We start from the raw sequence: 22490 nt of genomic DNA on the forward strand, positions 1-22490 counted from the left end.
ACAGCATGTCCAGGCGGCTGAGGACGAGGGCGCGCAGGCTGGTGGGCACCGGCAGCGGCTCGCCCGGCCGGGGCGGGGTGGGGCTGTCGGCGAGGGCGCGGCCGAGTTCCAGGGCGAACAGCGGGTTGCCGCCGCTCGTGCGGTGGATCTCGCGGACCGTGGAGCGGGGCAGGGCGCCGTGGCCGCGGTGGCCGAGCAACTGGGCGACCTGGGCGCGGGAGAGCGGGCCCAGCCGGACGGCGAGGGTGTCCGGCGGGCAGGCCCGCAGGTGGCGGTCGTACTCCTGGCTCTCCTGGCCCTCCGTGCGGACCGCGCACAGCAGTTGCACCGGGGTGCCGCCGAGGCGGCGGGCGGCGAAGCCGAGCAGTTCGGCGCTGGCCGGATCCAGCCACTGCAGGTCGTCGGCGACGACCAGCACCGGGCCCCGGGCGGCCAGCGCGCGCAGCACGGAGAGGACCGCGAGGCGCAGGGCGAGGCCGTCGCGCTGGAGGCTGGACTCGCCGCGGCCGGTGAGCGCCGACTCCAGGGCGGTGCGCTGCGCGGCCGGCAGCCGGGGGGAGACCTCGTCGAGGACCAGCCCGAAGAGGTCGGCGAGGGCGAGGAACGGAAGGTGGGATTCGGACTCGGTGGCCGAGCAGCGAAGCACGGTGTGCGCGGTGGCGGCATATTCCTCGGCCAAGGCCCGCAGGATGGTGGATTTCCCTATTCCGGCGGGGCCGTGGAGCAGCACACTGCCGCCCGAGGCGAGTTGGTCGCGAGCGCCGGCGAACAGCTCCTCGCGGCCGATGACCAGGTCGGGGCGGCACCTTGCAGGCTCCTGGAAGTCCCGTCGCACGGTCGCCGCTCCCCTCGTATGTCGTGTCCGGACCAAATTCTAGGCAACGATCCTTGAAATTCGGACGGAAGCCGTGGTGAGGGAAATAACAAACGGTCAAGCGTGAGAAAAATACAAGGGGTCCGCGCACGAATGGGCAGGTTTCCCAACCGCTCCCGGGCTACGGCAGCAGTCCCGCCCTGCGGGCCGCGGTCACCGCCTCCCCTCGCGTGTGCGCGCCCAGCTTCCGCATCGCCGAGCGCAGATAGCCCTTGACCGTCTCCGGGCGCAGCCCCAGCCGCTCGGCCACCGCCGCGTTGGTGGCGCCCGCCGCCACCCAGGACAGCACGTCCAGCTCGCGCGGCGCCAGGCTCGCGCCCGCGGCCGGGCGCGAGGCGGTCAGCAGGCCGCAGGCGGCGAGCAGTTCCGCCCGCAGTTCCGGGTCGGCGATCCGGGGCGCGAGCGCCCGCAGCGCCGCGTGCGCCTCGCGGACCTGCTCCCAGGAGGCGGTCCGGTCGCCGTCGGCGGGCTCCGTCCGGGCCGTCGCCAGCAGCGCCTGCGCCTCGTCCCGCACCACCAGCGCCTGCTCCACGTCCCGCGCCACCGACACCGCCGCGCCCAGCGCCCGGTCGCCCAGCGGCTGGGCCGAGCGCAGCGCGCCGTACAGCACCCCGCGCACCCGGCGGCGCACCACCACCGGCACCGCGAGCACCGAGCGGATGCCCTCCGCGGCCACGGGTACGTCGTACTCGTGGCTGATCTGTCGGGAGTTGGAGTAGTCCGTGACCGCGCACGGCCGGGCCAGCGCCACCGCCTTGCCGCCGAGCCCGTTGCCGGAGGTCACCGCGAGGGAGCGCAGGGCGGCCGTGGTCGTGCCGCTCAGCTCGCTGATGCGGATCTGCGGCCGGCCGGAGTCGACAAGGCCGCCGAAGGCGACGGGCAGCCCGGTCGCGCGCCGCAGCCGCACCAGCGCACCACGGATCTCCACCGCCGCCACGGCCTCTGCTGTCACCTCGTCGCTCCTTCGGTGCGGCTGATGTGCGGACCACACCCCCGTTCGCGCGCGGTCCACACCCCCGATCGGGGGTAGTGAGACCTGCATCACGGATTAGACGATGCCAGAGAGCCGCCCGGCAAGGTCCGGAACCACGGGAGTGAGCCACCGGCTGCGCGCCCGAGCCGAACGGCCCAAGGAGCATGGAGGAGAGATGACGACGGCGACCGACCTGTTCCGCAGCGCCCGGGACTTCCTGCTGGAACACCGCGAGGACTACGCCACCGCCTACGAAGGCTTCGCCTGGCCGCGTCCGGACCAGTTCAACTGGGCGCTGGACTGGTTCGACGTGATCGCCGCCGGCAACGACCGGACCGCGCTGCACATCGTGGAGGAGGACAGCACCGAGACCCGCCTGTCCTTCGCCGAGCTGTCCGAGCGCTCCGACCGGGTGGCCCGGTGGCTGCGCGAGCGCGGGGTCGGCGCCGAGGACCGCATCCTCGTCATGCTCGGCAACCAGGCCGAGCTGTGGGAGACCGCGCTGGCGGCGATGAAGCTGCGCGCGGTCGTCATCCCGGCCACTCCGCTGCTCGGCCCGGCCGACCTGCGCGACCGGGTGGACCGGGGCCGGGTGAAGCACGTCATCGTGCGCGCCGAGGACGCCGCCAAGTTCACTCAAGTGCCCGGCGCCTACACCAGGATCGCGGTCGGCGGTCCGCCGGCGGAGGGCTGGGAGCCGTACGAGGACGCCTACGCGGCCCCCGCCGAGTTCCTGCCCGACGGGCCGACCCTCGCCGACGACCCGCTGATGCTCTACTTCACCTCGGGCACCACCGCCCGGCCCAAGCTGGTCGAGCACACCCACCTCTCCTACCCCGTCGGCCACCTGGCCACCATGTACTGGGTGGGCCTGAAGCCGGGCGACGTGCACCTGAACATCTCCTCGCCGGGCTGGGCCAAGCACGCCTGGTCCAATCTGTTCGCGCCGTGGAACGCGGAGGCGACCGTCTTCATCCTCAACTACACCCGGTTCGACGCGGCACGGCTGATGGCCGAGATGGACCGGGCCGGGGTGACCACGTTCTGCGCCCCGCCGACCGTGTGGCGGATGCTCATCCAGGCCGACCTCGGCCAGTTGCGCACCCCGCCCCGGGAGGTGGTGGCCGCCGGCGAGCCGCTCAACCCCGAGGTCATCGAACAGGTACGGCGCGCCTGGGGCCGCACCATCCGGGACGGCTTCGGGCAGACCGAGACCGCCGTGCAGGTGTCCAACAGCCCCGGCCAGCTCCTGAAGACGGGCTCCATGGGGCGCCCCAGCCCCGGCTACACGGTGGAGCTGCTCGACCCGGTGACCGGCGCGCCCGGTGCCACGGAGGGCGAGATCGCCCTCGATCTCGCCGAGCGGCCGGTCGGCCTGATGACCGGCTACCACGGCGACCCGGACCGCACCGCGGAGGCCATGGCGGGCGGTTACTACCGCACCGGCGACATCGCCGCCCGCGACGAGGACGGCTATCTCACGTACGTCGGCCGCGCGGACGACGTCTTCAAGGCCTCCGACTACAAGATCAGCCCCTTCGAGCTGGAGAGCGCCCTGCTGGAGCACGACGCGGTGGCGGAGGCGGCCGTCGTGCCCGCGCCGGACGAGCTGCGGCTGGCCGTGCCCAAGGCGTACGTCGTCCTCGCCGAGGGCTACGAGCCGGGCCCGGACACCGCCAAGGCCGTCTTCGAGCACTCCCGCCAGGTGCTCGCCCCCTACAAGCGCATCCGCCGGCTGGAGTTCGGCGCGCTGCCCAAGACCGTCTCGGGCAAGATCCGCCGGATCGAGCTGCGCGAGGCCACGGCCCAGGGCTCGGACAACGAGTACCGCGAGGAGGACTTCCGGTGATCCCTCAGCTGTCGTACGCGCACGGGACGAGTTCGACCACCCTGCTCGGAGACACCATCTGCGCCAACCTGGACCGCGCCGTGGCGGCGTGGCCGGACCGCGAGGCGCTCGTCGACGTCCCCTCGGGACGGCGCTGGACCTACGCCGAATTCGGCGCCGCCGTCGAGGAGTTGGCCCAGGCTCTGCTGGCCGTCGGCACCGCCAAGGGCGACCGGGTGGGCATCTGGGCGGTCAACTGCCCCGAGTGGGTCCTGGTCCAGTACGCCACCGCCCGCATCGGCGCGATCATGGTGAACATCAACCCGGCCTACCGCACCCACGAGGTCGAGTACGTCCTCAACCAGGCCGGCGTCTCGATGCTCTTCGCCTCGCTGAGCCACAGGTCGAGCGACTACCGGGCGATGGTCGGGGAAGTACGGGGCAAGTGCCGCGAGTTGCGCGAGGTGGTGTACATCGGCGACCCGAGCTGGGAGGCACTGCTCGCGCGCCGCGGCGCCGAGCTGCCGTACCCGGAGCTGTCCTGCGACGACCCGATCAACATCCAGTACACCTCGGGCACGACGGGCTTCCCGAAGGGCGCCACCCTCTCCCACCACAACATCCTCAACAACGGATACTTCGTGGGGGAGTTGGTCTCCTACACCGAGCAGGACAGAATCTGCATCCCCGTCCCGTTCTACCACTGCTTCGGCATGGTGATGGGCAACCTCGCGGCCACCTCGCACGGCGCCTGCATGGTGATCCCGGCGCCCTCCTTCGACCCGAAGGCCACCCTGGACGCGGTGCAGCAGGAGCGCTGCACGTCCCTGTACGGCGTCCCGACCATGTTCATCGCGGAGCTGAACCTCCCCGGCTTCGCCGCGTACGACCTGTCCACGCTGCGCACCGGCATCATGGCGGGCTCGCCCTGCCCGGTCGAGGTGATGAAGCGGGTGGTCGCCGAGATGCACATGGCGGAGGTCGCGATCTGCTACGGCATGACGGAGACCTCGCCCGTCTCGCTGCAGACGCGGACGGACGACGACCTGGAGCACCGCACCGCCACCGTCGGCCGCGTCCTGCCGCACCTCGAGGTCAAGGTCGTCGACCCGGCCACGGGCGTCACCCGGCCGCGCGGCACGGCGGGCGAGTTGTGCACGCGCGGGTACAGCGTGATGCTCGGCTACTGGAACGAGCCGGAGAAGACCGCCGAGGCCGTCGACTCGGGCCGCTGGATGCACACCGGGGACCTCGCCGTGATGCGCGAGGACGGCTACGTCGAGATCGTCGGCCGCATCAAGGACATGATCATCCGGGGCGGCGAGAACATCTATCCGCGCGAGATCGAGGAGTTCCTCTACGCCCACCCGAAGATCAGGGACGTCCAGGTCGTGGGCGTGCCGGACGAGAAGTACGGCGAGGAGGTCCTGGCCTGCGTGATCCCGCGCGACGCGGCCGACCCGCTCACCCTGGAGGAACTGCGCGCCTTCTGCCGGGACCGGCTCGCCCACTACAAGATCCCCAGCCGGCTCCGGATCCTCGACTCCTTTCCCATGACGGTGTCCGGAAAGGTGCGCAAGGTGGAGCTCCGCGAGAAGTACGGGGTGTGAAACGGCGGAGAACGAGCATCCGCTGAATGCCCGAGGGCGGTCCCCGGGAGAGCGCGCTGTCGGCGGCGTACTCACCCGGGGCTCGTCTGCGCCGCGCTTCCGGGACCCTGCGCGGGGCGGGTGACCGCGGTACCGGCAGGCGCCCTGCGGGAGTTGGCGGCGCGCTCGGCCCGGGTGCCGCCCGGGCCTGCCGGCGTGCAGGAGCCCCGGCGGTCCCCCCGAAGCCCGGCCGCGGTGCTCGTGGCGTGCCGGCCGTGGGCGGGCACTCGGTGTGCCGGGTGTGCCGCGCGGGCCGGTGACATGTCCGGCGCGGGGTGCGCCGGTGTCCGACGGGGTGGGAAGGTCCCGGGAGTCGGTCAGGTGTGGCCGTCGTGTCTGCGGGGTTCCGGTCGCGTTGCGCCTGTGGTGTGCAGGGCGTCGGCCGGGTCGTTCACCGGTTGGGGGACGCCCGCGAGGTCCAGCACGAACAGGGGGACGCCCAGCGCGTCGGCGCGGATGCGGGCGTCGTCGGTGTAGCCGGCGAGGGAGAGGTAGACGCAGTCCGCCGACTCCGTCATCGCCGTCAGCCACAGGCACTCCACGTCCCGGGCCGCGGCCGGGCGAACGGTGGGGTCCACCTGCGCGAGCAGCCCGTGGGCGGCCAGCCCGATCCCGCTCGGCGGCCGTTGGTCGGCGCGGCGGACGTCCCGGTAGCCGAGCCAGCGCAGATAGAGCGCCGCGGCGGTGACGGCGTCCCGGGCGGTGCGGATGGCGCGGGGCTGGAAGTCGGGGCGGGGTTCGGGGGCCCCGGGCGGAGCCGGCGGCGCCGGGGCCGCCGACCGGTCCGCCGGAGTGCGCGCCACCGGAACCCTGAGCACCGTGCCGCACGGGCAGCCCAGTTCCGGGTGCGGCCAGTGTCCGAGGCGCCCGCAGACGGCGCACGGTACGGCAATCCACTCGTCGTCCCAGGAGCGATGCCGCGCCACGGACGGCGCCGCCGCGGGATCGAGCCGTGGCGCGGTGGGCGCGCCGCACGCGCACGGATAGGCCGGCGCGGTGTAGAAGTGCCGGCGCCCGCAGGCCGGACAGCGCACCGGCAGGCTCTCGGGCATGGCGCACCCACTCCCAGGCGTCGTGTAGGAACGGCCTTCCCATCGTGCCCGTCCCGTACCGCGCCTGTCCGGCGCTTGCCGGTCTCTGGGCCTCTCTTGACGACGTTCGCCCTCCCACCTACATTACTTCCAAATAGTAGAAGTCAAGTTCCGCAATGCGGAAATGCGGAACGATGCAGAGTCCGACAGCTGGAGACTGTGCTCACCGCGGGGCGCGACGGGAGTACGCATCCGAGAAGCCGAAGCAGGAGTACTCGATGGCCCGTATGACCGCTGCCCGCGCGGCAGTTGAGATCCTCAAGCGCGAGGGCGTCACCGACGTCTTCGGGGTGCCGGGCGCGGCGATCAACCCGTTCTACAAGGCCCTCAAGGAGGGCGGCGGTATCCACCACACCCTCGCCCGCCATGTCGAGGGCGCCTCGCACATGGCCGAGGGCTACACCCGCGCCCGGCCGGGCAACATCGGCGTGTGCATCGGCACCTCCGGCCCGGCCGGCACCGACATGATCACCGGCCTGTACTCGGCCGGCGGCGACTCCGTCCCGATCCTGTGCATCACCGGCCAGGCGCCCACGAGCGTCATCCACAAGGAGGACTTCCAGGCCGTCGACATCGCCGCGATCGCCAGGCCGGTGACGAAAATGGCGGTCACCGTCCTGGAGGCCGCCCAGGTCCCGGGCGTCTTCCAGCAGGCCTTCCACCTGATGCGCTCAGGCCGCCCCGGCCCGGTGCTGATCGACCTGCCGATCGACGTCCAGCTCACCGAGATCGAGTTCGACCCGGAGACGTACGCGCCGCTGCCGGTCTACAAGCCCGCCGCGACCCGCGCCCAGATCGAGAAGGCCGTCTCCTTCCTGCTGGCCGCCGAGCGCCCGGTCGTCGTCGCCGGCGGCGGGGTCATCGGCGCCGACGCCTGCGACCTGCTGGTGGAGTTCGCCGAGCTGACCCGGACCCCGGTCGTCCCCACCCTGATGGGCTGGGGCGCGCTGCCCGACGACCACGAGCTGAACGCCGGCATGGTGGGCGTGCAGACCTCGCACCGCTACGGCAACGCCACCTTCCTGGAGTCGGACTTCGTCCTCGGCATCGGCAACCGCTGGGCCAACCGGCACACCGGCTACAGGCTCGACGTCTACCGCGGCGACCGCACGTTCGTCCACGTCGACATCGAACCCACCCAGATCGGCAGGATCTTCCCGCCGGACTACGGCGTCGTCTCCGACGCCAAGGCCGCGCTGGAGCTGTTCGTCGAGGTGGCCAAGGAGCTGAAGGCGCAGGGCGGGCTCCCGGACCGCTCCGCGTGGGTGGCCTCCACCCAGGAGCGCAGGGCGACGCTGCTGCGCCGTACGCACTTCGACGACGTGCCCATGAAGCCGCAGCGCGTGTACGAGGAGATGAACAAGGCCTTCGGCCCGGAGACGCGGTACGTCACCACCATCGGCCTCTCCCAGATCGCCGGCGCGCAGATGCTGCACGTCTACCGGCCGCGCCACTGGATCAACTGCGGCCAGGCCGGCCCGCTCGGCTGGACGATCCCGGCGGCGATCGGCGTCGCCAGGGCCGACCCGGACTCCCCGGTCGTCGCGCTGTCCGGCGACTACGACTTCCAGTTCCTCGTCGAGGAGCTGGCTGTCGCCGCCCAGCACAGGATTCCGTACATCCACGTCCTGGTGAACAACGCCTACCTCGGCCTGATCCGGCAGGCGCAGCTCGCGCTGGACATCGACTTCCAGGTCAACCTGGAGTTCGAGAACATCAACGCGCCGGAGCTCGGCGTCTACGGCGTGGACCACGTCAAGGTCGCCGAGGGCCTGGGCTGCAAGGCCCTCCGGGTCACCGAGCCCGACCAGCTGGGCGCGGCCTTCGAGCAGGCGAAGAAGCTGGCCGCCGAGTACCGGGTGCCGGTCGTCGTCGAGGCGATCCTGGAGCGGATCACCAACATCTCCATGAGCCGCACCATGGACATCAGCGACGTCTCCGAGTTCGAGGAACCGGCCACCGAGCCGGGCCACGCGCCGACGTCGATCAGGCCGCTCAAGGTCTGATCCGCCCCCGGCGGCACAGGGTCGGCCCGACCGTCCGGTCGGGCCGACCCTTCGCGGTACTCCCCCCGAACCCCCCACCCGCGGTGCGCACACGTTCGCCTCCCAGCACGGGGCCGCGCCTGAAGCAGCGTGCCGTCCCGGGCCGCCTCCGCCCGTGCCAGGGGCCCCGTTCCGTCACGCGGCGGTGGTCGGACGGGGCCCGCCGCCCCCGTGCCGGCGGGCCCCGTGTGCCGCTAATCTGCCCTGTCCCAGGGGTGGTTGACGCCTGGGCCGCGGTGTTCAGAGGTTCATTTGAGGGTTGCGTAGTCCCCCTACGCCCCCTGGCGTACGCGGCACCGCTACAGCTCGTTCTCCGACAGCCCCGGCCAGTCCTCCGGGCCGCCGCCCTGCCACTCGATGAGGTCGCTCTCCTCGACCTCGACCCGGTCCAGGTCGGCCAGCCGCAGGATCTCCACGACGTCGTCCAGGTGGGAGGCGAGCCCCAGGGTGACCTCGCCCTCGGTCACGCGCCGGGAGCCGTCGAGGGCGGGTGCGTGGACCACGATGTGCGGGTGCTGCGTCGGATTGCCCATGCCTTCAGCGTGCTGCGGATGCGGTGCACGCGCACGCCGGGCAGGGCGGGCCCGGACGGCACGAAGCGCTCCCTGTGGCCGGGGAGCGCTTCGGGTCCGTGTGGTGGCCGTCCGACGGCGCGAGGCCGGGCGCGACGGGTCGTTCGCGCCGCCGGACGGAGCGGGTGCGCCCCCGTACGAGGGCCGGGCCGGGACCGCGGTGGGTGCGACGGAGCCGGAGGACGCCTTCCCTCCGGTCGGGAAGGGCACCCGGTTCCTTCACCACCGCACTGGCTCGCGGGCCGCCGCGGTCCCCGCCCTGCCCGCGCCTTCGCCGTACGGCGAAGGCGCGTCCGGGCCGTCCGGCGTGCCGCGCGGGCGCGTGTGCGGAGGCGATGTGAGCGCCAACGGTTCGGTGAAGCCGATTCCGGGCCGCGGGGCCGCCTGGGCGCGACGGGACAGGTGTCGGCGGCACCGCGGCCCGGAAGTGGGGGAGGGGCGGTCAGACCTGCGCGCCGGACAGGCGCTCCACGGCCCGCAGCAGGGCCGAGTGGTCCAGGCAGCCGTCGCCCTGGGCGCGCAGCGAGGCGACCAGCTGGGCGACCACTGCGCCGACCGGCAGGGCCGCGCCGACGGCGCGGGCGGCGTCCGTGACGATGCCCATGTCCTTGTGGTGCAGGTCGATGCGGAAACCGGGCTTGAAGTCGCGGTTCAGGAAGTTGTCCTTCTTCCGCGTCAGCACGGTGGAGCCCGCCAGGCCGCCGTTCAGGACGTCGAGCGCGGCCTCCAGGTCCACACCCGACTTCTCCAGGAAGACCACGGCCTCGGCGCATGCCTGGATGTTCACGGCGACGATCAGCTGGTTGGCCGCCTTCACGGTCTGGCCGGAGCCGTGCGGGCCGCACAGCACGATGGTCCTGCCGAGCGCCTCGAAGATCGGCCTGGCCCGGTCGAAGTCGGCCTGCTCGCCGCCCACCATGATCGACAGCACGGCCTCGACGGCGCCGGCCTCACCGCCGGACACCGGTGCGTCGAGCACCCGGATGCCCTTCTCCCCGGCCGCGGCGGCCAGGTCGACGGAGGTCTGCGGAGTGATCGAGGACATGTCGATCAGCAGGGCGCCGGGCCTGGCGTTCTCCAGGATGCCGTCCGGGCCGTAGGCGACGGCCTCGACCTGCGGGGAGGCGGGCACCATCGTGATGACCACGTCGGCGTCCCGCACGGCCTCGGCGATCGAGCCGGCCGCGGTGCCGCCCGCGGCGGCCAGCCGGTCCAGCTTGTCCCGCTCCAGGGTGTAGCCGGTGACGTCGTAACCCGCCTTGATCAGGTTCTCGGACATGGGGGAGCCCATGATGCCGAGGCCGATCCAGGCGATCTTGGGAAGGGCGTTGCTCATGATGAGGGTGCCTCTCTGACTGCTCTGCCAGGTAAGGGGGTTCAGCGCCCCGGGCGTGCCTCGCGCGGGAGCCAGTCGAAGGCCTCGGCGCTCGGGCGGTCGCCCGGCTTGTACTCCAGGCCGATCCAGCCGTCGTAACCGGCCTTCCGCAGCCGGCCGAGCAGCTCCTCCAGCGGGAGCGAGCCCGTGCCGGGGGCGCCGCGGCCGGGGTTGTCGGCGATCTGGACGTGTCCGGTCCGCGCGGCGTACCGCTCGATCACCGACGGCAGGTCCTCGCCGTTCACGGCCAGGTGGTAGAGGTCCATCAGGAACTTCGCGTTCCCGAGCCCCGTCGCCTCGTTGACCTTGTCGACGACGCCGACCGCGGCCGCCGCCGACACCAGCGGGTACAGCGGCGACTCGGGCGCGTTGAGCGCCTCGATCAGCAGGGTCGCGCCGATCCGGTCGGCCGCCCGGGCCGCGAGAACCAGGTTCTCCAGCGCCAGCGCGTCCTGTTCGGCCGGGTCCACGCCCGCGACCCGGTTGCCGTAGAGCGCGTTGAGGGCCGTGCAGCCGAGGGAGGCGGCGAAGCCGGCGGCCACGTCGATGTTGGCGCGGAACCTCTCCGACTCCGCGCCGGGGATCGACAGGGCGCCGCGGTCGGGGCCCGGCAGCCGCCCGGCATAGAGGTTCAGCCCCGTGAGCCTCACGCCCGCGTCCTCGATCGCCGTACTCAGGGCGTCGAGCTCGGACTGCTCGGGGGTGGGGGAGTCGACCCAGGGCCACCACAGCTCGACCGCGGTGAAGCCCGCCGCGGCGGCGGCCGCGGGACGCTCCAGGAGCGGGAGTTCAGTAAAGAGGATCGACAGGTTGACGTCGAAGCGCTGGTCTGCGGCGGTGCTCCAGTCAGGACCTGGCATTCGAGCCGCGCTCCTTCCGCTGGTCCGGTAATTCCGTATTACGGAAGTTTGATTCTGCTTAATGGAAGATTGCCGTCGGGCTTCGGTACTTGTCAAGGGGGGCCGGTCGGCCGGTCCTCGCCGGGCGGACCGGAAAGCCGTACCGCGCGTTAGGTTGTGCGCGTGCGATTGAGACTCGAGTTCACGACCGAACCCTTCGACCTGGACGAGGCGCCCGCGCACGCCCTGGCGGCGCGGGAGGTCATCGAGACGGCCGGGCTGGACGCCGTGGACGTCGGCCCGTTCGGCAACACCGCCGAGGGTGTGCCCGACCGCGTGCTGCCCGCCGTGGACGCGCTGCTGCGCAGGACCCTGGAGGCCGGTGCCACCCGGATCTCGCTCCAGGTCAACGTGATCGGCGAGCAGGCCGGGGAGGACGGCGGATGACCGGGGACGAGCCTTTCATCACGGCCGTGAAACCGCTGGTCGACGCCATCGGCGGGGTGATGCTGCCGCCGGACGAGGCCGGTCCCGAGGACGTCGTGCTGGCCTGGGAGGGCGTCGACGCCGTCGCCGTGCGCCTGCCGCAGCTCGCCGACTCCCTCGACCACATCCTCGCCGCCATGGAGCGCAAGGAGGGCCGGCCGCTGGCCGACCTGGACCGCAAGGCCAAGCAGGAGGTCGTGCGGATTCTGGAGGCGCGGGGCGCCTTCTCCGTGCGGCACGGCGTGGAGACCGTGGCGAGCGCCCTCGGCGTCAGCCGCTTCACGGTCTACAACTACCTCAACCGGGAGAAGCAGGGCTGAGACCGCCTCCGACTGGATCCCCCGTGCCCGGGCGGGGTGCGAGGGCGCCGGAGACGCGGGAACGCCGCGGCGGTGCCGCGCGGCTGCAGGTGGCGGCGGGGTTGGACGCCGGTCCGGCCGTCGGCCCGGCTCGGGGGGCTGTGGCGCGGGGTGTCGGTGCGGTTCGCTTCTGGCGGCGGACGCTTCGCGGTTTACGACTTCCGCCACCCGGACAAGCAGGGTGACAGGTTGGGCAGGAGGTCCTGCGGATACTGGAGAGGCGGGGCGCGCCGGACGGAGCCCGCCTTCGTTGCGCGGAATTTTCAACAAAGTGTTGACGCGGCGTTTCCGGGGGCGTTAGCTATCGGCAGCCCGCTCACGCACGAAGGCCGATTGCGGCCACGGAGGCTTCCCGTGACGTCGAGTTCCACGCCCCCGGGCCTGGCCCGGTTCAACGATCTGGAGGAGCGCGCGGCCTTCACCGCCCTGCACGAGGTGTGCGCCTCCACCGCATGGGCCCGGCGCCTGCTCGCCGCCCGCCCCTACGCCACACCCGGCGAGCTCTACGCGGCCGCCGACGCGGCCACGGCCGAGCTGACCCCCGCGGACCTCGACGAGGCGATCGCCGGGCACCCGCCGATCGGGCGGCCCCGGCCCGGCGACCCCACCTCCGCCCGCGAGCAGCGCGGCATGGCCGGCGCCCCGGCGGAGCTGCAGGCCGAGATGCTCGAACTCAACCTGGCCTACCAGGAGAAGTTCGGCCACGTCTTCCTCATCTGCGCCACCGGCCGGACCGGCGAGCAGATGCGGGACGCGGCCAAGGAGCGGATCGGGAACTCGCCGGAGCGGGAGCGGGAGATCGTCCGCACCGAGCTGGGCAGGATCAACCGCATCCGACTGGCCCGACTCGTCGCAGAGGACGCCTGACACCATGAGCACCAGCACCACCGCCTCCGTGTCCACGCACATCCTGGACACCTCGATCGGCCGCCCCGCCGCGGGCGTCGCCGTCCATCTCTCCGCCCGTCATGGCCGGAGCGAGGACTGGCGGGCGCTCGGCGGCTCGGCGACCGACGCCGACGGCCGGTGCAAGGACCTGCCGGAACTACCGGAGGGAACCACCCATGTGCGGCTGGACTTCGCGGTCGAGCCGTACTTCGAAGAGAGATCCGCGAAGAAGCAAGCCGATGCGCAGCAGGACGCCCCCGCGAATCGGGACAGCGGTGCGCAGCCCGTGTTCTTCCCGGAGGTGGCGATCACGTTCGCCGTCGTACCGGGCGAGCACTACCACGTACCGCTGCTGCTCAACCCGTTCGGCTACTCCGTTTACCGAGGGAGCTAGCTAGAGATGCCCACCATTCTGGGACAGAACCAGTACGGCAAGGCCGAGAACCGAGTCGTCAAGATCACGCGGGACGGCGCCACCCACCACATCAAGGACCTCAACGTCTCCGTGGCGCTGAGCGGCGACATGGAGGAGGTCCACTACTCCGGCTCCAACGCCAGCGTCCTGCCGACCGACACCACCAAGAACACGGTGTTCGCGTTCGCCAAGGAGCACGGCATCGAGTCCGCCGAGCAGTTCGGCATCCACCTCGCCCGCCACTTCGTCACCAGCCAGGAGCCGATCCGCCGGGCCCGGATCCGCATCGAGGAGTACGCCTGGGAGCGCATCGAGACCTCCGGCGCCGGCTCCGCGTCCACCGGCGGGGACGAGGCCAAGCACTCCTTCGTCCGCAAGGGCCAGGAGATCCGGCTCGCCCAGATCACCTACGACGGCGAGAAGTGGGAGATCGTCTCCGGCCTCAAGGACCTGACGGTGCTGAACTCGACCGACTCCGAGTTCTGGGGCTACGCCAAGGACAAGTACACGACGCTCCCGGAGGCGTACGACCGGATCCTGGCTACCTCGGTCTCCGCCCGCTGGCGGTTCAACTGGACCGACGACGAGCAGGAGGCGCCCGACTGGGACAGGTCCTACGAGCAGGTCAAGAAGCACATGCTCCAGGCCTTCGCCGAGACGTACTCGCTCTCCCTGCAGCAGACGATGTACCAGATGGGCGCGCGCATCATCGACAACCGCGCCGAGATCGACGAGGTCCGCTTCTCGCTGCCGAACAAGCACCACTTCCTCGTCGACCTGGAGCCCTTCGGGCTGAAGAACGACAACGAGGTCTACTTCGCCGCCGACCGGCCCTACGGCCTGATCGAGGCGACCATCCTCCGGGACGGCTGCGAGCCGGGGATCCCGGTGGACCTCACCAACCTCTGATCCACCCCTCTCGGCACCCGCGGCCGGAGAGCCCGTCTCCCCGGCCGCGGCACTCAAAACTCCCAGGGTCCTGCCGTGCCCTCTCCCCAGAGTCCACTGAGCGAAAAGGACGGATCATGGCAGCAGCCCAGCGCATCGTCATCGAGAACGGTGCGATCGCGACCGTCGACGCCGACGACACCGAGTACGACTCCGGGCACGTCGTCATCGCCGGCAACCGGATCGAGGCGGTCGGCGCGGGCAAGGCCCCCGAGGGCCTGGAGAACGTCGTGCGCCGTATCGACGCCACCGGGCATCTCGTCACTCCCGGCCTGATCAACACCCACCACCACTTCTACCAGTGGATCACCCGGGGCCTGGCCACGGACCACAACCTGTTCGACTGGCTCGTCGCGCTGTACCCGGTCTGGGCGCGCATCGACGAGCCGATGGTCTACGCGGCGGCCCAGGGCTCGCTCGCGATGATGGCCCGCGGCGGCGTCACCACCGCCATGGACCACCACTACGTCTACCCGCGGGGCTCCGGCGACCTGTCCGGCGCCGTCATCCGCGCGGCCCGCGAGACGGGCGTCCGCTTCACCCTCGCCCGCGGTTCCATGGACCGCAGCGAGAAGGACGGCGGCCTGCCCCCGGACTTCGCCGTCGAGACCCTGGAGGGCGCGCTCACCGCGACCGAGGCCACCGTGAAGGAGCACCACGACGCCTCCTTCGACGCGATGACCCAGGTGGCCGTGGCGCCCTGTTCGCCGTTCTCCGTCTCCACCGAACTCCTGCGCGAGGGCGCCGCGCTGGCCCGCCGCCTCGGCGTGCGCCTGCACACCCATGGCTCGGAGACCGTGGAGGAGGAGAGGTTCTGCCACGAACTGTTCGGCATGGGCCCGACCGACTACTTCGAGTCCACCGGCTGGCTGGGCGAGGACGTGTGGATGGCGCACTGCGTCCACATGAACGACTCCGACATCGCCGCCTTCGGCCGCACGAAGACCGGTGTCGCCCACTGCCCCTCGTCCAACGCGCGCCTGGCGGCCGGCATCGCGCGGGTCCCGGACATGCTCGCCGCCGGCGTCCCGGTCGGCCTCGGCGTCGACGGCACCGCCTCCAACGAGTCCGGCGAACTCCACACCGAGCTGCGCAACGCCCTGCTGATCAACCGGCTCGGCGCGCACCGGGAGGCCGCGCTGAACGTCCGCCAGGCGCTGCGGCTCGGCACCCACGGCGGGGCCCGGGTGCTGGGCCGCGCCGCCGAGACCGGCTCGCTGGAGCCGGGCAAGCTGGCCGACCTGGTGCTGTGGAAGCTGGACACCCTCGCCCACTCATCCATCGCCGACCCGGTGGCCGCCCTCGTCCTCGGCGCGGCCGCTCCGGTGACCGCGTCCTTCGTGAACGGCCGTCAGATCGTGGAGAACGGCCGCCTGCTGACCGTCGACGAGGACGTCATCGCCCGCTCCACGCGGGACCAGGCCCGGCGTCTGGCGCGGATCGCCGCCCAGGCCTGAGCCGCCGCGGGACTCCGGCCGGGAGGGACGGCTCCCGGCCGGCGGCCGTGGACCCGAGCGGGGTCCGCGGCGGCCGTCGCCGGGGCGCGTGCGCGAGCGCGCGCCCCGGACCGGTCCCCGTACACCTGCGTTCTCCGCCGTGCCCGGGCCGGCGTCCTGTGCCTCGAAGACGGCAACGCGCAGGTCACCGGGCGCGTCGCAGGTGCCGGGCAGCTCGGCCCGCTCGTTGCGGGAGTGGGCCGAGGACCAGCAGGAGACCGCCACCGCCGGGTGGGCGGACGGCCGCCCCCGCAGCGGCCGGCCGTCCGGACGGGGCGCGGCCCCGTGTCAGAGACCGAACAGGGCCGGATCGACGGACAGTTCCTTGAACACCTTGCCCGGGTCGGCGACCAGTTTGCGCTCCTTCAGGTCGAGCAGCCCGCCGACCGCGGTGATCTCGGCCGCCACCGTGCCGTGCGCCTTGCGTATCTCCTGCCGGATCCGGAAGGTCTTGCCGGTGTCCCACTCGAAGGCGCAGGTGACGTCCACCTCGTCACCGGCGAGGAGTTCACGCCGGTAGCGGATCGTCGTCTCCAGCGCCACGGGCCCCACGCCCGACCCGATCAGCCGGGCCTGGGTCACCCCGGCCGCCTGGAGCAGCGACCAGCGGGCGTGCTCCGCGTAGTTGAGGTACACCGCCTGGTTGAGGTGGCCCTGCACGTCGGTCTCGTAACCGCGGACGGTGACGTGGACGGAAAACGGTTCGCTCACGACTTCCCCTTCTCGTGTACGACGCTCTGCGGCGCGGGCGCCGCTCCGCCGATCCTTGCATGCGCGTCACACCCGGCGCGGCGAGGCCAGCACATAACGCGCCCGCGTGCGCGGCTCCGTGTACTCGCCCGCCTGCCATCCGGCCCGCTCCAGCGTGGCCGCGCAGGCCGCCAGCGCCGCCGCGTCCGGCGCGTACACGGCCACCGCCTCGGGCTGCGCCGTCGCCCGCACCCGGTACCCGTCCGTGCCGGCGCCCGCCGGGCGGTGCCCGGCCGCCTCCAGGGCGAGCGCCGCGGCCGGCACCAGATGGCCGCGCTCCCAGCCGCACGGCCGGTCCACCGCGCCGTCGGGATTGGTCATCCGGCGCAGTTCCAGCAGCCCCTGCCAGGCGCTGTGCACCTCCCGCAGCCGAGCGGGACCCGGCGGCGGGGCGTCCTCCTCGCCGCCGGTGCGCGCCGCGAACACCCCCGCGGACGGCGTGCCGGAAGGCGCCCGCTGCCGCGGCGCCTCGGGCCCGGCCTCCCGTATCCGGTGCCCGGCCGGGGTGAGGAAGTGGTCGTGCGGCGGCCGCGGGTGCCGGAAGGCGAGCCCCCGTTGCACCAGCGCCGCGAGCTGGGCCGGCGTGCCGCGCAGCCGCCCGGTGACGGGGTCGGCGCTCTCGATCACCCGCCGCTGGGCGGCGGTCGGCGGACGGGTCACGGCGGGCTCCTTTCCCGGGTCGTGCGGCCACGAAGCCGCCGGAGGGGCGGCTGCTGTGCAGCGTACGACCCGGGTCCGACAACGGGCCGGGCCCGCCGTGGCGCTCAGCCGGCCCGGAGGTTCCAGCCGGCCACCACCGGCCGCGCGTGCTCCGTGCCGAGGTGGCACAGGGTCCCCGTCGCCAGTTGGAAGAGCGCGCCGTGCTGCGGGTGCAGGCCCAGCCGGCGGGCGGTGAGGACGCGCAGGAAGTGCCCGTGGCCGACCAGGACGACGGACCCGTCGGCGTCGGCGAGTGCGGCGTCGACCTTGCCCAGCATCCGGTCGGCGCGCTCCCCGACCTGCTCCGGGGTCTCGCCCGGGTGGTCCGGCGGCCCCGGCACGACCCCGTCCGTGAACAGGAACCAGTCGGGCCGGGTCCGCTGGATCTCGGCGGTGGTCACGCCCTCGTACCCGCCGTAGTCCCATTCGTGCAGGTCGGCGTCCACCCGGGCGTCGTGGATCCCGATCAGCTCGGCCGTCTCCCGGGCCCGCTGCAGGGGGCTGACGAACGCCGCCCCGATCCGGTGCGAGAGGATCAGCGGCACCAGCCGGCGCGCCTCCTCCCGCCCGTGCTCGGTCAGGGGTACGTCGGTCCAGCCGGTGTGCCGTCCGGACCGCGACCACTCGGTCTCACCGTGCCGGACGAGAAAGAGGTCACCCACGTCACACCCTTCCCGCTCGTCTGCCAGCACGGTGCCACAGGGTGCCCGCGCCCCGCAGGGCGGACTCGGCCAGACGGCCGCTGCCCGCGCCGGGGCCCACCCGGTGCGCCCTGTTCAGCCGTCGGGGCCGACCGGTGGGGGCCCGGAGCCGAGGCCGTGGCGGCGGTGCCGGCGTACCGGCGGCGCGCTCTCACCGTCGGACCGGCGGACGACCAGGTCGTCGCCGCGGTGGCCGGCGGTGGGGTCGGCGGCCGTCGTCACCTGGGCGTGCCGCCGGGTGCGGTGCCACAGGGGCCGCGAGGGCGCCGGCCGGGCCAACGCCGGGCCGCGCGGACACCGGCCGGGCTACCGCTGCCGGTATCCGCCGAGGAACCGCCCGATCCTGCCGATCGCGGCCTCCAGGTCGTCCGCGTGGGGCAGGGTGAGGATGCGGAAGTGGTCGGGGGAGGGCCAGTTGAAGCCGGTGCCCTGGACGACCTGGATCTTCTCGCGCAGCAGGAGGTCGAGGACGAACCTCTCGTCGTCGTGGATCGGGTACACCGTGGGGTCGAGGCGGGGAAACGCGTACAGGGCGCCCTTGGGCTTCACGCAGGACACGCCGGGGATCTCGTTGAGCTTCTTCCAGGCCACGTCCCGCTGCTCGTACAACCGACCGCCGGGCGCGGTGAGTTCGCGGATGGACTGGCGGCCGCCGAGCGCGGCCTGGATGGCGTACTGGGCGGGCGCGTTGGCGCACAGGCGCATGGAGGCCAGCATGGTCAGGCCCTCCAGGTAGTCCTTCGCGTGCTGCTTCGGGCCGGTGACCACGAGCCAGCCGGAGCGGAAGCCCGCCACCCGGTAGGTCTTGGACAGGCCGCAGAAGGTGAGGACCACCAGGTCGGGGGCGAGGGCGGCGGCCGAGTGGTGGACGGCGTCGTCGTACAGGATCTGGTCGTAGATCTCGTCGGCGAAGACCATCAGGCCGTGCCGGCGCGCCAGGTCGAGGATGCCTTCGACGACCTCCTTCGGGTAGACCGCGCCCGTGGGGTTGTTCGGGTTGATGACGACCACGGCCTTGGTGCGGTCCGTGATCTTCGACGCCATGTCGGCCAGGTCCGGGTTCCAGTCGGCCTGCTCGTCGCACAGGTAGTGGACCGCCTTGCCGCCCGCCAGGGTCGTCACGGCCGTCCACAGCGGGAAGTCCGGCGCGGGAACGAGGATTTCGTCGCCGTCCTCGACGAGGGCCTGTACGGCCATGGAGACCAGCTCCGAGACGCCGTTGCCGAGGAAGACGTCGTCGACGCCGACCTCCAGGCCCAGGGTCTGGTAGCGCTGGGCGACCGCGCGGCGGGCGGAGAGGATGCCGCGGGAGTCCGTGTAGCCGTGCGCCTGCGGGAGCATCCGGATCATGTCCTGGAGGATCTCCTCCGGCGCCTCGAAACCGAAGGCCGCGGGGTTGCCGGTGTTCAGGCGCAGCACGCTGTGGCCCGCCTCCTCCAGCGCGTTGGCGTGCTCGATCACCGGGCCGCGGATCTCGTAGCAGACCTCGCTGAGCTTGTTCGACTGCCGGAACTCCATGCGCCCCTCCGGAAACTCGTGGTGCTTGGTTTTACCAAGTGGCAGCTTGGAAAGTCCAACAACGTGTCTAGACTGCGTCGCATGTCACCACGCCGAAGCTACGACCAGTACTGCTCCGCAGCCCGCGCCCTCGACCTCGTCGGCGACCGCTGGACCCTGCTGATCGTCCGTGAGCTGCTGGCCGGCCCCCGCCGCTACACGGACCTGCACGCGGACCTGCCCGGCGTGAGCACGGACGTCCTCGCCTCCCGGCTGAAGGACATGGAACGCGACGGCCTCACCACGCGCCGCCGGCTGCCTCCGCCGGGCGCGGCCTACGTCTACGAACTCACCGAGCGCGGCCGCGCCCTGCTGCCGGTCCTGCAGGCCCTGGGGGCCTGGGGCGAGCCGGAACTGGGGGAGCGGCGCCCGACCGACGCGGTCCGCGCCCACTGGTTCGCGCTTCCGCTGCTGCGCGGGCTGGAGGGCGCGGGAACCGTCGAAGTGTGCCTGGAGGAGGGCGAGTTCCACCTGCTGGTCGGCGCGGAGAACGGCCCGCTGTACGGCGACGGGCCGGCCCCCGCCGAGCCCGACGCCCGTCTGCGCATGGACGCGGCCACCTGCGATGCCGTCGCCCGGGGCGAGCTGACCCTCCGTGAGGCGGTGCGGACCGGCCGGGCGAGCCTTTCCGGCGACGGCCCGCCGGCCAAGGCTCTGCGGGAGCCGTGAACCGGCCGGTGCCCTTTGTTCCGGCCTTTCCCGGGGGCGACGGCCTTCGGCGCCCGCCGATGCCTCGGAGCCCTGTGGCCCGGTCAGGCTCGGGGCCGTCGCTGTCGCCGCCGGCGCGCGCCTTCAGCCCACCGATCGGGTGGGAGAGCGAGCGGAAGAACGAAGGCCCGCCGTGAGGCGGGCCTTCGTACGCAGGGGCGGGGCTCAGATGTTCGGCGGGATGCGGGACGGCCGGCCCGAACCCCGGGTCAGGGTGTAGCCGCCGATGCCGGCGAGAGCCGCCAGGGCGGCGCCGATCGCGGTCCACACCCAGCGGTCGGACCACCAGCCGGAGGACCAGCCGTCGTGCGAGCCGAAGCTGGAGAGCACGGCCGGCTTGGCGTCGCCGTCGCCGTCGGCGGACTTGACGGCGATGCCGGGGACGAGCGGCTTGCCGAGCGAGCCGTCCACCGCGGCCGAGCCTCCGATGTCCTTGGAGTCGACACGCACCTCGGCGTTCGCCGGCCGGCCCAGGTCGGAGGCGGCGAGGTCCACCGCCGTCAGCCGGACGTAGTACGTGCCCGGCAGCGGGTCGTTGGCCCACGGCTCCGACCAGCCGCGCACGGTGCGCAGCACACAGGCCAGCTCCACCGAGGAGACGCCCTGCGCGGCGGTGCGGGTCGCCGCTCCGTACTGGCAGGCCTGCCGGCGCCGCAGCCCGTCGTACACGTCGAGCTGCCACGTCTCGGCGCCGTGGGCCGCGGGGAGCTTCACCGTCGCCGTGACGGTCGGGCGCTGCCCGGTGTCGGCCGGGAACGACCAGTACAGGTAGTCGCCGGTGGACGCGGACGCCGTGGCCCGCTGTCCCTGCTCGATCTCCGTCGCCGTGCGGAAGGAGGTGCCCGCCTGGGTGGGCGCCGTGCCGTCGCCGGAGGCGCTCGGGGACGGGCTCGGGGAGGAGTCGGCGGCTGCCGGTCCGGCGGCCAGCCCCAGCGCCAGCAGCGCGGCGCCCAGCACACGTGTGATCCGCATCAGTTCGTCCTCCAGACCGCGACCCGCCAGCGCGACAGCCAGCCCCACAGCAGACCGGCGACGAAGCCGGCCAGCACCAGCGCGCCCAGCAGCCACCAGCCGCGCCCGAGTCCGAACGCGGCCACGTCGTGGTGCCCCGAGGGCCCGTCCACCACGTCCACCGTCAGTTCCAGCGGCAGGCCCGGCGTGGTCTTCACGCCAGCGGTCGCCGAGAAGGAGTTGGTGACCTGCAGACACACCGTCTCCGCGGGCGCGTTGTCGTCGTCGCTGTCCGGCTTCGGATAGCGCAGGCCGGTGGAGACGACGTCGGTGCGCCCGGTGCCGGCGGCCTCGCCGCGCACGATCTCCCGTCCGTGCAGGGTCACCGCCCGCAGCAGCACGCCGTAGTCGGGGTTCACGGCCCGGTCGTCCGCGACGCTCACGGAGGCCCGCAGCTCCTGGCCCGGGTCGACGTCCACCTTGTACCAGCGCTGCTGCCCGAACTCCTCGCGGTCGCTGTACAGCCCGGACTTCAGCGCCGGCGCCTGCTCGCAGTTCGCCGCGCCCTGGGTGGCCACCGGCGTCACCACCGGATCGGCCGCCCGGTGCACCAACTGACCGACGCGGTCGGTCAGTTGCTCCTTGTGCTGCACGGAGGTGTAGGTGCCGCCGGTCGCGTCCGCGATGCAGCTGAGCTGGTCGCGGGTCTTGGCGTCCGGCACCAGTCCGAGGGTGTCGATGGTCAGGCCGATGCCCTTGGCGGCTATCTCGCGGGCCACCTCGCACGGGTCGAGCGGCTGACAGGTGTCCTCGCCGTCGCTGATCAGGACGATACGACGGGTGCCGTCGCCGCCGGCGAGGTCGTCCGCCGCTTTCAGCAGCGCGGGCCCGATCGGCGTCCAGCCGGTCGGCTGCAGCGTGGCCACCGCCGTCTTGGCGTCCGTCCGGTTCAGCGGTCCGACCGGATAGAGCTGCGCGGTGTCCTTGCAGCCCTCCTTGCGGTCGTTTCCGCGGTAGTTGGCGCCGAGCGTGCGGATGCCGAGCCGTACCTCCTGCGGGGTCGCGTCGAGCACCTCGTCGAACGCCTGCTTCGCCGCGGCCATCCGGGAGCCGCCGTCGATGTCCCGGGCCCGCATGGAACCGCTGACGTCCAGTACGAGTTCGACCTTCGGGGCGGCCTGCTCGGTCTCGTCCGCGGCCGCCGAGGCGGGGAACGCGAGCCCGGCCGTCAGGGCGGCGAGCAGAGCGCACACTCCCGCCATCAGCCGTTGTCTTCTGATCATCGG

General features: G+C 72.7%; 22 protein-coding genes. 10 read left to right on the forward strand and 12 right to left on the reverse strand.

What is annotated here, in order from left to right; all coding sequences use genetic code 11:
* Both ACLU3S_RS10720 and ACLU3S_RS10725 read right to left on the reverse strand, forming a co-directional pair.
* Positions 1-835: AAA family ATPase (locus tag ACLU3S_RS10720; RefSeq protein ID WP_413951530.1), on the reverse strand; the 835-nt coding region annotated here is incomplete at its 3' end.
* 160 nt (positions 836-995) lie between these two features.
* Positions 996-1916, reverse strand: a complete 921-nt coding sequence (locus ACLU3S_RS10725; protein ID WP_413951582.1) for a LuxR C-terminal-related transcriptional regulator — start codon at positions 1914-1916, stop codon at positions 996-998.
* Positions 1917-2022: 106 nt separating this feature from the next.
* On the opposite strand from ACLU3S_RS10725, the gene ACLU3S_RS10730 reads away from it, so the two are divergent.
* Together ACLU3S_RS10730 and ACLU3S_RS10735 are read left to right on the forward strand one after the other, a co-directional pair.
* The gene (locus ACLU3S_RS10730) at positions 2023-3696 is read left to right on the forward strand and encodes an AMP-binding protein (RefSeq protein ID WP_413951531.1); all 1674 of its coding nucleotides are present in this window, start codon (positions 2023-2025) and stop codon (positions 3694-3696) included.
* Entirely contained in the window at positions 3693-5285 is a 1593-nt protein-coding gene (locus tag ACLU3S_RS10735) for an AMP-binding protein (RefSeq protein ID WP_413951532.1), read from the forward strand. The genes ACLU3S_RS10730 and ACLU3S_RS10735 overlap by 4 nt, the downstream gene beginning before the upstream one ends.
* 356 nt (positions 5286-5641) lie before the next feature.
* Here the strand turns inward: ACLU3S_RS10735 and ACLU3S_RS10740 are convergent, their stop codons facing one another.
* On the reverse strand, positions 5642-6376 hold the full coding sequence (locus ACLU3S_RS10740; RefSeq protein ID WP_413951533.1) for a hypothetical protein: 735 nt from the start codon (positions 6374-6376) through the stop codon (positions 5642-5644).
* 257 nt (positions 6377-6633) lie between these two features.
* Between ACLU3S_RS10740 and gcl the strand changes: the two genes are divergently transcribed.
* On the forward strand, positions 6634-8421 hold the full coding sequence (gene gcl / locus ACLU3S_RS10745) for a glyoxylate carboligase (protein WP_413951534.1): 1788 nt from the start codon (positions 6634-6636) through the stop codon (positions 8419-8421).
* A 338-nt stretch (positions 8422-8759) separates the two neighbouring features.
* Here the strand turns inward: gcl and ACLU3S_RS10750 are convergent, their stop codons facing one another.
* The 3 genes from ACLU3S_RS10750 to ACLU3S_RS10760 form a co-directional block, all read right to left on the reverse strand.
* Positions 8760-8993: a hypothetical protein gene (locus ACLU3S_RS10750; protein WP_413951535.1), complete on the reverse strand. Its 234-nt coding sequence runs from the start codon at positions 8991-8993 to the stop codon at positions 8760-8762.
* A 481-nt stretch (positions 8994-9474) separates the two neighbouring features.
* On the reverse strand, positions 9475-10368 hold the full coding sequence (locus ACLU3S_RS10755) for a 2-hydroxy-3-oxopropionate reductase (protein ID WP_413951536.1): 894 nt from the start codon (positions 10366-10368) through the stop codon (positions 9475-9477).
* A gap of 41 nt (positions 10369-10409) precedes the next feature.
* Positions 10410-11267 (reverse strand): TIM barrel protein, encoded by an 858-nt coding sequence (locus ACLU3S_RS10760; RefSeq protein WP_413951537.1) that lies wholly within the window; start codon positions 11265-11267, stop codon positions 10410-10412.
* A gap of 162 nt (positions 11268-11429) precedes the next feature.
* Here ACLU3S_RS10760 and ACLU3S_RS10765 point away from each other — a divergent pair, with 162 nt between their 5' ends.
* The 6 genes from ACLU3S_RS10765 to ACLU3S_RS10790 all read left to right on the forward strand — a co-directional run bounded on the left by ACLU3S_RS10765 (position 11430) and on the right by ACLU3S_RS10790 (position 15799).
* Positions 11430-11693, forward strand: coding sequence for a hypothetical protein (locus tag ACLU3S_RS10765; protein ID WP_413951538.1), 264 nt, complete (start codon positions 11430-11432; stop codon positions 11691-11693).
* On the forward strand, positions 11690-12052 hold the full coding sequence (locus tag ACLU3S_RS10770) for a helix-turn-helix domain-containing protein (protein WP_413951539.1): 363 nt from the start codon (positions 11690-11692) through the stop codon (positions 12050-12052). The genes ACLU3S_RS10765 and ACLU3S_RS10770 overlap by 4 nt, the downstream gene beginning before the upstream one ends.
* Positions 12053-12445: 393 nt before the next feature.
* A complete protein-coding gene (gene uraD, locus ACLU3S_RS10775) occupies positions 12446-12958 on the forward strand; it encodes a 2-oxo-4-hydroxy-4-carboxy-5-ureidoimidazoline decarboxylase (protein WP_413951540.1) in 513 nt (170 codons plus the stop codon).
* Positions 12959-12962: 4 nt separating this feature from the next.
* Positions 12963-13373: a hydroxyisourate hydrolase gene (gene uraH, locus ACLU3S_RS10780; RefSeq protein ID WP_413951541.1), complete on the forward strand. Its 411-nt coding sequence runs from the start codon at positions 12963-12965 to the stop codon at positions 13371-13373.
* A gap of 6 nt (positions 13374-13379) precedes the next feature.
* Positions 13380-14303: a factor-independent urate hydroxylase gene (gene pucL, locus ACLU3S_RS10785; protein ID WP_413951542.1), complete on the forward strand. Its 924-nt coding sequence runs from the start codon at positions 13380-13382 to the stop codon at positions 14301-14303.
* 116 nt (positions 14304-14419) lie between these two features.
* Positions 14420-15799 (forward strand): 8-oxoguanine deaminase, encoded by a 1380-nt coding sequence (locus ACLU3S_RS10790; protein WP_413951543.1) that lies wholly within the window; start codon positions 14420-14422, stop codon positions 15797-15799.
* A gap of 327 nt (positions 15800-16126) precedes the next feature.
* Here the strand turns inward: ACLU3S_RS10790 and ACLU3S_RS10795 are convergent, their stop codons facing one another.
* From ACLU3S_RS10795 to ACLU3S_RS10810, 4 genes are all read right to left on the reverse strand, one after another.
* On the reverse strand, positions 16127-16549 hold the full coding sequence (locus tag ACLU3S_RS10795; RefSeq protein ID WP_413951544.1) for an acyl-CoA thioesterase: 423 nt from the start codon (positions 16547-16549) through the stop codon (positions 16127-16129).
* A gap of 66 nt (positions 16550-16615) precedes the next feature.
* Complete coding sequence (locus ACLU3S_RS10800) at positions 16616-17248, reverse strand: hypothetical protein (RefSeq protein WP_413951545.1); 633 nt, start codon at positions 17246-17248, stop codon at positions 16616-16618.
* Between the two features lie 104 nt (positions 17249-17352).
* Positions 17353-17949 carry a histidine phosphatase family protein gene (locus ACLU3S_RS10805; protein WP_413951546.1) on the reverse strand — a complete coding sequence of 199 codons (597 nt, stop codon included), beginning with the start codon at positions 17947-17949 and terminating at the stop codon, positions 17353-17355.
* A 345-nt stretch (positions 17950-18294) separates the two neighbouring features.
* Positions 18295-19506, reverse strand: a complete 1212-nt coding sequence (locus tag ACLU3S_RS10810) for a pyridoxal phosphate-dependent aminotransferase (RefSeq protein WP_413951547.1) — start codon at positions 19504-19506, stop codon at positions 18295-18297.
* A gap of 81 nt (positions 19507-19587) precedes the next feature.
* Between ACLU3S_RS10810 and ACLU3S_RS10815 the strand changes: the two genes are divergently transcribed.
* Positions 19588-20214, forward strand: coding sequence for a winged helix-turn-helix transcriptional regulator (locus tag ACLU3S_RS10815; protein WP_413951548.1), 627 nt, complete (start codon positions 19588-19590; stop codon positions 20212-20214).
* Between the two features lie 204 nt (positions 20215-20418).
* Here ACLU3S_RS10815 and ACLU3S_RS10820 read toward each other — a convergent pair whose 3' ends face one another.
* Together ACLU3S_RS10820 and ACLU3S_RS10825 are read right to left on the reverse strand one after the other, a co-directional pair.
* On the reverse strand, positions 20419-21225 hold the full coding sequence (locus ACLU3S_RS10820; protein ID WP_413951549.1) for a hypothetical protein: 807 nt from the start codon (positions 21223-21225) through the stop codon (positions 20419-20421).
* Positions 21225-22487: a VWA domain-containing protein gene (locus ACLU3S_RS10825; RefSeq protein WP_413951550.1), complete on the reverse strand. Its 1263-nt coding sequence runs from the start codon at positions 22485-22487 to the stop codon at positions 21225-21227. The genes ACLU3S_RS10820 and ACLU3S_RS10825 overlap by 1 nt, the downstream gene beginning before the upstream one ends.
* Between the last annotated feature and the right edge of the window lie 3 nt (positions 22488-22490).

Source organism: Streptomyces sp. AF1A, assembly GCF_047340315.1.
Lineage (GTDB): Bacteria > Actinomycetota > Actinomycetes > Streptomycetales > Streptomycetaceae > Streptomyces.